This is a genomic window from Solemya velum gill symbiont (assembly GCF_002020255.1).
Lineage (GTDB): Bacteria > Pseudomonadota > Gammaproteobacteria > Chromatiales > Chromatiaceae.
In genome coordinates this window covers 23,883-30,259 of record NZ_MPQG01000024.1, presented here as the reverse complement: position 1 = coordinate 30,259, position 6,377 = coordinate 23,883, and the positions used below count along the sequence as shown (strand labels likewise).

Annotated in this window: 5 protein-coding genes; 2 read left to right on the top strand and 3 right to left on the bottom strand. The window is 50.0% G+C overall.

The genetic code is table 11. The features are described 5' to 3' along the window. Positions 1 to 198: 198 nt before the first annotated feature. The gene (locus tag BOW06_RS12240) at positions 199 to 642 is read left to right on the top strand and encodes a hypothetical protein (RefSeq protein WP_043115169.1); all 444 of its coding nucleotides are present in this window, start codon (positions 199 to 201) and stop codon (positions 640 to 642) included. Positions 643 to 715: 73 nt separating this feature from the next. On the opposite strand, the gene ppsA is transcribed toward BOW06_RS12240, so the two are convergent. From ppsA to BOW06_RS12225, 3 genes are all read right to left on the bottom strand, one after another. Then, on the bottom strand, positions 716 to 3,082 hold the full coding sequence (gene ppsA / locus BOW06_RS12235) for a phosphoenolpyruvate synthase (RefSeq protein ID WP_078454806.1): 2,367 nt from the start codon (positions 3,080 to 3,082) through the stop codon (positions 716 to 718). A 92-nt stretch (positions 3,083 to 3,174) separates the two neighbouring features. Beyond that, the gene (locus BOW06_RS12230; RefSeq protein ID WP_043115166.1) at positions 3,175 to 3,975 is read right to left on the bottom strand and encodes a hypothetical protein; all 801 of its coding nucleotides are present in this window, start codon (positions 3,973 to 3,975) and stop codon (positions 3,175 to 3,177) included. A 73-nt stretch (positions 3,976 to 4,048) separates the two neighbouring features. Beyond that, a complete protein-coding gene (locus BOW06_RS12225) occupies positions 4,049 to 4,885 on the bottom strand; it encodes a pyruvate, water dikinase regulatory protein (RefSeq protein WP_043115165.1) in 837 nt (278 codons plus the stop codon). A gap of 177 nt (positions 4,886 to 5,062) precedes the next feature. Between BOW06_RS12225 and BOW06_RS12220 the strand changes: the two genes are divergently transcribed. After that, positions 5,063 to 6,247: an acetyl-CoA C-acetyltransferase gene (locus tag BOW06_RS12220; protein ID WP_043115163.1), complete on the top strand. Its 1,185-nt coding sequence runs from the start codon at positions 5,063 to 5,065 to the stop codon at positions 6,245 to 6,247. The last annotated feature ends 130 nt before the right edge of the window (positions 6,248 to 6,377 follow it).

The following is a 6,377-nucleotide window of genomic DNA, read 5'->3' as shown; positions in this document are numbered from 1 at the left end:
CCTCTAACTTTGGTCGGTGAGAGAAGCTACCTATGCTACCGCAGCTTGCCCTCTAACCAACTCTGTTGAGTTGCACTTGGAAATTGAATTCACGATATATTCCCTTGTATGCGATGTGGGTAAGTACCCGGACAAGAGGCACGCTACATTTCGCTCATATATATACATCCCAATTAAGAAGTCTGGAGTAGTACCAAAATGATTACTTACGATGAATTACATAATCAAAATCACAAGATCACTGAACACGCTAATATCCTGCATTACCTTCTTGCTGACAGGAGCCTGTGTGACAGTAAAGTAACCTGCGACCTCTTTTTTCACTTTGTTGACATGGTAAAGGAGCACATCGAGGTAACTGACAAGCACTTTTACAAGCACTTGCTTGTGTGTGACCAGGAAACCAAGAACACTGCGACAAAGTTCATGTCCGGTAGCGTAGAAATCAAAAAGGTTTTTTCCGAGTACCTTTCTAAATGGTGTAACAAGCGTGGCAAGCAACTGCGCATCAGTGACTATGAGAATTTCAAATCGGAAACTGATGAAGTTTTCAATATGGTCCTTGATAGAATCCAGGCAGAGACAGAAAATCTCTACCCGCTTGTAAAAGAAGTGACTGGTGACTTGAGAGCCGTTGCCTGATTGAAAGCAGGTTACCTGAACAAAATAAAAAGGCCGTCATCGACGGCCTTTTTTATTCGCATGAAGTGCAAAACTACGCCTCTTCTACCCCCGCCAAATAGAGCCATGTACTGATAACTGTATCCGGGTTGAGTGAGACACTTTCAATCCCCTCGTCAACCAGCCACTTGGCAAAATCCGGATGATCTGAAGGCCCCTGCCCACAAATACCGACATATTTGCCTGCATCACGACACGCCCTGATGGCACGACTGAGCATAAACTTGACTGCTTCATCACGCTCGTCGAAGAGTTTGGAAACCAGTCCGGAGTCACGATCAATCGCCAGTGTCAGCTGGGTCATATCATTGGAACCGATGGAGAAGCCGTCGAAATACTCGAGGAACTGCTCTGCGAGAATAGCGTTACTTGGCACCTCGCACATCATGATCAGCTTGAGTCCGTTTTCACCGCGACGCAGGCCGTACTTATCTAGCAATGAAACCACACCTTCAGCTTCCTGTAACGTACGTACGAATGGAACCATTACCCAGACGTTGTCGAGGCCCATCTCGTCACGCACATATTTGAGTGCACGACACTCGAGTTCAAAGCATTTTTCAAACTCGTCAGAGAGGTAGCGTGACGTGCCACGGTAACCAATCATCGGATTCTCTTCATGTGGTTCATAGTGGTCGCCACCGATCAGGTTAGCGTACTCATTCGACTTGAAATCCGACAAGCGTACGATAACCGGATTTGGTGCAAAGGCCGATACGATAGTAGATATACCCTCGATGATGCGCTTGACGTAAAAATCGACCGGATCACCGTAAGCAGCTATCAGTGGTGCGATCTGCTCACGCAGTGAGGCGGGAATCGAATCATATTCGAGCAGTGCACGTGGATGCACACCAATCATATTGTTGATAATGAACTCGAGTCGTGCCAGACCGACACCAAAATTTGGCAGGCCTGCAAAACTGAAAGCACGCTCAGGATTACCAACATTCATCATGATCTTCAGCGGTGCCTCCGGCATCGAACCAAGCTCGATACGGTTGATGTCGAAATTCAGCTTGCCAGCATAGATGTGTCCTGTTTCACCCTCGGCACAGGAGACGGTAACATCTGTACCATCTTCCACTTGCTCGGTTGCATTGCCGCAGCCAACCACTGCGGGCACACCCATTTCGCGTGCAATGATCGCGGCATGACAGGTACGGCCACCGCGGTTTGTAACAATTGCTGCAGCACGTTTCATAACCGGCTCCCAGTCGGGATCGGTCATATCGGTGATCAGGACATCACCCTCCTGCACCTTGTCCATCTCGTCGAGACCACTGAGAATACGTGCGCGACCGGCACCGATCTTCTGACCGATACTGCGTCCTTCTGCCAGCACATCACCGCGTTCCATGAGTGAGAAACGTTCAATGACCTGGCCAACTCGGCTCTGTACAGTCTCTGGGCGAGCCTGAACGATATAGAGCTGGTTATCGATACCGTCGAGTGCCCACTCGACATCCATCGGGCGGCCATAGTGCTTTTCAATTGCATCTGCGTAGCCGGCCAACTGATTGACGTGCTCATCATCAAGAGAGAAAAGCATCTGCTCATCCGGGTCGACCGGAACCGTGGTCACCTTCTCACCCGGCTGATCGCTGTAGATCATCTTGATTGCTTTACCGCCGAGGCTGCGGCGAACGACAGCTGGACGACCGGCTCTCTGCGCAGGCTTATAGACATAGAACTCGTCGGGGTTAACCGCACCCTGCACGACCATCTCACCAAGTCCATAGCTTGAAGTGATAAAGACTACATCCTCGAAACCGGACTCTGTGTCGACTGTAAACATGACTCCGGAAGAACCGATATCCGAACGCACCATTTTTTGGATGCCGGCAGACAAAGCGACATCCTCATGCGCAAACCCCTGGTGGACGCGGTAAGAGATCGCACGGTCATTGAAGAGAGAGGAAAAGACAAGCCGTATATCATTCTTGATCTCTTCGATTCCCCTGACGTTCAGGTAGGTCTCCTGCTGACCGGCAAAGGAGGCCTCGGGAAGATCCTCGGCTGTTGCAGATGAACGCACCGCCCATGATGTTTCAGTACCGTACTCCTCCTCGAGTGCCGCGTAGGCAGCATCGATTGCTTCTTCCATCTCCTGTGGAAACGGGATGCCCGCGATCCACTCACGAATCTCGGCTCCTGCCACCTGCAGGGCTGCCACATCCTCGATATCCAGTTCTGCAAGACGCTGATTAATGCGGTCACCAAGACCATCATGTGCAATAAAGGCACGGTACGCATCAGCCGTGGTTGCGAAACCGCCGGGGACTTTTACATCCAAGTCTGAAAGATTCTGAATCATCTCACCAAGTGACGCGTTTTTACCACCAACGCGGTCGACATCATCCATCCCAAGCTGATCCAACGGAATTAAATACTCAATCATCGTGCCTAGCCTCTTACCAGGGTATAAATACAGTTACTGTTTTAAGGAGACGCGAAACAGACCGCATCACCTTCTGAATTACGCTTTGGCTCTTATTGCAGGTGGCTATACCAGTGATTCTGCGTCCGCAGTTCATCCCGGATACGTTGCCATGCACCTGGCTGCCCGAGTCTCTCGTCGACTGTCTCACCAAGCTTTTCAACCACCGCTTCACTGCCAGCAACATAAACATAAGTTGAAGGGCTACGGATGAAACGGACAAATTCAATCACCGCCTGTTCTTCTGTCATGCCATGCAGTCGAGCGACAGTTGCCGAGGAGCGTGCCATCAGGGCATCGAATGCCCGAAAACCGAGATCATCAAGATAGTGCATCGCATCACTGTTCTTATTGTTGAGATAGACGTGCTCGATGCCAGTTACGTCACCACTATAGGCGCGTACCTCACCCATCCAGTCGATATCTCTTTCGTAGATCTTTTTCACCAACGGGCGGAAAACATCCACATCGCAACCTGCAGCAAGCAGAATCAGCTTGCCACGCGAATTAATTGGCGCATGATAAGGGTAGCTCAGTGGTTCACTGACTTTCACCACGTCTCCTGCCACCAGTTCCACAGCCTTTTTCTGAAACGGTGAGGCGCCCTGTTCCGGACAAGCCACCAGCAGGCGAATATCGAAACTGTTATCAAATGGTACGGCATAGGCTTCCTCAACCCATACCGGTGCCGACGTGGTCGACCCATCTTCAAGTTCAATGTTCAGACCGGCGTCCCGGTAGCTCTTCCAGTTATCACCTTCTACATTGAGTGTCAGGCGCACAACCTGTCCGACACCATCAACACTGGTGTTGATGAGCGTCTCCATGACCCGTGCATTTACAGAGGGTTTCATGCTATCTAATTCCTCTTGGTGGTTGTCTAAATATTATTGTTATACCATTGCGACTACACATATCAGCCCCTTATCAGTGTCCAATGCCGAGCTCGGTAACATCGCGCAAGCGTTTCTCCCTGACGATCCACCCGGCAATCTCTTCAATAGATGTATCCGTTGTATCGAATACCGGGATGTTCGCATTTTTAAACATTGTATCTGCTATTCGCAATTCACGCTGACAGGTCTGCAATGATGCATATTCAGTGCTTGGACGACGCTGTTGCCGAATATTCGAAAGGGTTGCGGGACGAATTGTCAGGGCCACCATCTTGCGTGTGTGTGGCAACAAAAATGATGGCAACTTGTGTCCCTCAAGATCGTCCGATGTCAGCGGATAGTTTGCCGTCTTGAGGCTGAAGTTCATCGCAAGGAAGAGACTCGTCGGTGTTTTTCCGCTGCGTGAAACCCCAACGAGGATCACGTCTGCATCATCGTAATTTGCAAGGTCGCAACCATCATCATGTTTCAGAGCGTACTCGATCGCCTTGATCTTTTTCTGATACAACTCATGACTGTGCGGATCAAAGGAGATACCCTGTTTGTGTGAAGACTCCACACCAAGGCACTCTTCAAGCGGTTCGATGAATACACCAAACAGATCGACAATACAGCCTTTACTGTTGGCAATCACCCGCTGCGATTCACTCTCCACCAGGGTACTAACGACAATAGGCTGTTTGCCAGTCTCCTCAACAATATGGTTGATTTCACGTGCGACTTCGCGTGCACGTTCCTTGGAATCAACAAAGGGATAGAGGCGGCTCTCAAACTCAATGCCTGGAAACTGGGATAACAGGCTCTTGCCATATGACTCAGCCGTCAAACCAGTACGATCCGAAATAAACAGTACGTCTCTTTTTTCCATTCTTTAACTCTGTTGCAAGGCCCTAAAAATGCAGATTTATCAAGGCATACTGCGTTTCTGTTGCATTGCACAACGTTAACGGCTAGGATTACCTCTGTCAAGGCATCTTAGCCAACAAAACAGATTTATATTTAACATCCTGATCAGGAAAACAGGACCAAAGCCTTAGGAGGTAATATGTCAGAAGAAGTCGTCATTGTCGCCGCAGCCCGTACACCAGTTGGTGCCTTCGGAGGCAGCCTCGCAAGCATCCCGGCAAGCACTCTGGGTGCAACCGTTATCAAAGCACTCATCGAGCGTAGTGGAATCAATCCTGATCAGGTCGATGAAGTCATCATGGGACAGGTACTGCAGGCTGGCGTTGGTCAGAACCCTGCACGCCAGGCCGTTCTCGAAGCAGGACTTTCAGAGAGCACTCCGGCTATGACAATCAATAAGGTATGTGGCAGCGGACTCAAAGCAGTCAACCTCGCTGCACAGGCAATCATGTCTGGTGATGCAAAGATAGTTATTGCCGGTGGACAAGAGAACATGAGCGCCTCACCGCACGTACTGCCAAAATCTCGCGATGGCCAGAAGATGGGTCACTGGAAAATGATCGACACCATGATCAACGATGGTCTCTGGTGTGCTTTCAACGACTACCACATGGGCACCACTGCCGAGAATATTGCTGAAAAGTACGAGATCAGCCGTGAAGAGCAGGACAGCTTTGCTGCTACCTCTCAGCAACGTACCGAGGCAGCCCAGAACGCAGGTCATTTCAATGAAGAGATCGTTCCTGTCGAGATTCCGCAGCGCAGAGGCGACCCGGTTGTTTTCGACACGGATGAGTTTCCTCGTGCAGGCGTAACAGCTGAAGGTCTTGGTAAACTGCGTCCGGCATTCAGCCGTGAAGGCACAGTCACTGCGGGCAATGCTTCTGGTATCAATGACGGTGCAGCAGCAGTTATCGTTATGGCAGCATCTACTGCAAAAGAGCTTGGCATTGAGCCAATGGCAACCTACAAAGCCTTCTCCAGTGCAGGTGTTGATCCAAAGATCATGGGTACAGGCCCTATCCCGTCAACCACCAAGTGTCTCGAAAAGGCTGGCTGGACAGTTGCAGATCTTGACCGTATCGAAGCGAACGAGGCATTTGCAGCCCAGGCGATCTCGGTTAACAAGGAGCTTGGTCTCGACACCGACAAGGTAAATGTTACCGGTGGTGCTATCTCTATCGGCCATCCGATCGGTGCATCCGGTGCACGTGTTTTCGTCACCCTGCTGCACGGCATGCAACGTGACAATGCCAACAAGGGACTTGCAACTCTCTGTATCGGTGGTGGCATGGGTGTTGCCCTCGCAGTAGAGAAAACCTGATTATATTTCGCTTTTAATCAACCCCCGAACAGGATGTTCGGGGTGTTATCGCGATGAACTAAACTGGTTCCGATCACTCAATAATAAGGAACATCGCATTAATTCTTATCCCACATAAAGATATTTTTAT